The sequence below is a fragment of the Pseudomonas sp. NBRC 111127 genome (assembly GCF_001320345.1).
Lineage (GTDB): Bacteria > Pseudomonadota > Gammaproteobacteria > Pseudomonadales > Pseudomonadaceae > Aquipseudomonas > Aquipseudomonas juntendi.
Genome location: NZ_BCBD01000265.1, coordinates 1 through 3,375 on the forward strand (window position 1 = coordinate 1; position 3,375 = coordinate 3,375).

Sequence of the window (3,375 nt, forward strand, 5' to 3'; positions counted from 1 at the left end):
ATCGAACAGGAACTGAACAGTGCTAAAGACGCCCTGCGTGCCCAAGTGGGTGCCCTGGCCGTTGGCGGTGCTGAAAAGATCCTTGGCGCCACAATCGATCAAAACGCGCATGCGGAGCTGGTTAACAAACTGGCCGCTGAAATTTAAGCGAGGGCGATCATGGCAGAACTGACCACGTTGGCCCGACCTTACGCTAAGGCTGCCTTTGAGCACGCCCAGGCCCATCAGCAACTGGCCAATTGGTCAGCCATGCTCGGCCTGGCTGCTGCGGTGTCGCAAGACGACACCATGCAGCGCCTGCTCAAGGCCCCGCGACTGACGAGCGCAGAAAAGGCCGCCACGTTCATTGACGTGTGCGGTGACAAGTTCAATGCACAGGCACAGAATTTCATTCATGTTGCCGCGGAAAACGACCGTCTCCTGCTTCTGCCGGAGATTGCCGCCCTGTTCGACCTGTACAAGGCCGAGCAAGAGAAATCCGTGGACGTGGAAGTCACCAGTGCCTTCGCGTTGAACCAAGAACAGCAAGACAAACTCGCCAAGGTTCTCAGTGCACGGTTAGGCCAGGAAGTGCGCCTGCACGCGTCGGAGGATGCCAGCCTGATTGGCGGCGTCGTCATCCGCGCAGGTGACCTGGTAATCGATGGCTCTGTTCGCGGCAAAATCGCGAAACTGGCCGAAGCATTGAAATCTTGAGTTTGAAGGGGCAGCAGAGCAATGCAGCAACTCAATCCTTCCGAAATTAGTGAAATCATCAAGGGCCGCATCGACAACCTCGATGTGAGCTCCCAAGCCCGTAACGAAGGTACCGTTGTTTCGGTATCCGACGGTATCGTGCGGATCCACGGTCTGGCCGACGTCATGTACGGCGAAATGATCGAGTTCCCTGGCAGCGTCTACGGTATGGCCCTGAACCTGGAGCAAGACTCCGTAGGTGCAGTGATCCTGGGTGCCTATGACACCCTCGCCGAAGGCATGAGCGCCAAGTGCACCGGCCGCATCCTGGAAGTTCCTGTTGGTAAGGAACTGCTGGGTCGCGTCGTTGACGCACTGGGTAACCCGATCGATGGCAAAGGTCCGCTGGGCAACACCCAGACCGACGCGGTCGAGAAAGTGGCTCCAGGCGTGATCTGGCGTAAGTCGGTAGACCAGCCTGTACAGACTGGCTACAAGTCCGTCGACGCCATGATCCCTGTCGGCCGTGGCCAGCGCGAGCTGATCATTGGTGACCGTCAGATCGGTAAGACCGCCATGGCCATCGACGCCATCATCAACCAGAAAGACTCCGGTATTTTCTGTGTTTATGTTGCTGTCGGCCAGAAGCGCTCTACCGTTGCCAACATCGTTCGCAAGCTGGAAGAAACCGGCGCCCTGGCCAACACCATCGTGGTTGTTGCCAGTGCTTCGGAATCCGCCGCACTGCAGTTCCTGGCGCCATACGCCGGCTGCACCATGGGCGAGTTCTTCCGTGACCGCGGTGAAGACGCACTGATCGTTTACGATGACCTGTCCAAGCAGGCCGTTGCCTACCGTCAGATCTCCCTGCTGCTGCGCCGTCCACCAGGACGTGAAGCGTACCCAGGCGACGTGTTCTATCTCCACTCCCGTCTGCTGGAGCGTGCATCGCGCGTTTCGGAAGAATACGTCGAGAAGTTCACCAACGGTGCAGTCACTGGCAAGACCGGTTCCCTGACCGCCCTGCCGATCATCGAAACCCAGGCTGGCGACGTTTCCGCGTTCGTTCCGACCAACGTGATTTCGATCACCGACGGTCAGATCTTCCTGGAATCGGCCATGTTCAACTCGGGCATCCGCCCTGCAGTGAACGCCGGTGTTTCGGTATCCCGCGTAGGTGGTGCCGCTCAGACCAAGATCATCAAGAAGCTGTCCGGTGGTATTCGTACCGCTCTGGCTCAGTACCGTGAACTGGCTGCATTCGCCCAGTTCGCTTCCGATCTGGACGAAGCGACCCGCAAGCAGCTGGAGCATGGTCAGCGCGTAACCGAGCTGATGAAGCAGAAGCAGTACGCGCCGATGTCCATCGCGGACATGGCTCTGTCGCTGTACGCCGCTGAGCGTGGTTTCCTGACTGACGTGGAAGTCTCCAAGGTCGGTAGCTTCGAGCAAGCACTGATCGCCTTCTTCAACCGTGATCACGCCGAACTGATGGCGAAGATCAACGTGAAGGGTGACTTCAACGACGAAATCGACGCAGGCCTGAAAGCCGGTATCGAGAAGTTCAAGGCCACCCAGACCTGGTAAGCCGCAGCGGGGGCTCCGGCCCCCGCTTGCTAACCTGATAGGTGATACATGGCAGGCGCAAAAGAGATTCGCAGTAAGATTGCGAGCATCAAAAGCACGCAAAAAATTACCAGCGCCATGGAGAAAGTGGCGGTCAGCAAGATGCGCAAGGCACAAATGCGCATGGCTGCTAGCCGTCCTTACGCGGAGCGTATCCGCCAGGTGATCGGTCATCTGGCCAACGCCAACCCGGAATACCGCCACCCGTTCATGATCGAGCGCCCTGTAAAGCGCGCCGGTTATATCGTGGTGAGCAGTGACCGTGGCTTGTGCGGTGGCTTGAACACCAACCTGTTCAAGGCCCTGGTCAAGGACATGAGCGAAAACCGCGAACAGGGCGTGGAAATCGACCTGTGCGTGATCGGCAGCAAGGGTGCGACTTTCTTCCGCATCTTTGGCGGCAACGTTGTAGCCGCGATCAGCCACTTGGGCGAAGAGCCGTCGATCAATGATCTGATCGGCTCCGTCAAAGTGATGCTGGACGCCTACATGGACGGCCGTATCGATCGCCTCTCGGTGGTTTCGAACAAGTTCATCAACACCATGACCCAAAAACCGACGGTCGAGCAATTGGTACCGTTGGTGGCAACCCCGGATCAGGAACTCAAGCACCACTGGGACTACCTGTACGAACCCGACGCAAAAGAGCTGCTGGACGGCTTGATGGTGCGTTACGTGGAGTCGCAGGTCTACCAGGCGGTGGTCGAGAACAACGCTGCTGAACAAGCAGCCCGGATGATCGCCATGAAAAACGCCACAGACAACGCCGGTGATTTGATCAAAGAGCTGCAATTGATCTACAACAAGGCGCGTCAGGCTGCGATCACCCAGGAGATCTCGGAAATCGTCGGCGGCGCTGCCGCGGTTTAACGGTTCAAAAAATCAGAGGATCCAGCTATGAGTAGCGGACGTATCGTTCAAATCATCGGCGCCGTCATCGACGTGGAATTCCCACGTGACGTCGTGCCGAGTGTTTACAACGCGCTGAAAGTACAAGGCGCGGAAACCACCCTGGAAGTTCAGCAGCAGCTGGGCGACGGCGTGGTTCGTACCATTGCGATGGGCTCGACCGAA

3 protein-coding genes and 2 pseudogenes are annotated in these 3,375 nt (G+C 57.9%); all 5 read left to right on the plus strand.

The genetic code is table 11. The features are described 5' to 3' along the window. A pseudogene (locus APH30_RS26510) lies at nt 1–147 on the plus strand (F0F1 ATP synthase subunit B); the annotation flags it as partial. A 12-nt stretch (nt 148–159) separates the two neighbouring features. Next, entirely contained in the window at nt 160–696 is a 537-nt protein-coding gene (locus tag APH30_RS26515; RefSeq protein ID WP_003253191.1) for a F0F1 ATP synthase subunit delta, read from the plus strand. 21 nt (nt 697–717) lie between these two features. Continuing rightward, nucleotides 718–2,262 carry a F0F1 ATP synthase subunit alpha gene (gene atpA / locus APH30_RS26520; protein ID WP_009684664.1) on the plus strand — a complete coding sequence of 515 codons (1,545 nt, stop codon included), beginning with the start codon at nt 718–720 and terminating at the stop codon, nt 2,260–2,262. Nucleotides 2,263–2,310: 48 nt separating this feature from the next. Beyond that, the gene (gene atpG / locus APH30_RS26525) at nt 2,311–3,171 is read left to right on the plus strand and encodes a F0F1 ATP synthase subunit gamma (RefSeq protein WP_009684663.1); all 861 of its coding nucleotides are present in this window, start codon (nt 2,311–2,313) and stop codon (nt 3,169–3,171) included. Between the two features lie 27 nt (nt 3,172–3,198). Then, nucleotides 3,199–3,375, plus strand: a pseudogene (locus tag APH30_RS28530) (F0F1 ATP synthase subunit beta); the annotation flags it as partial.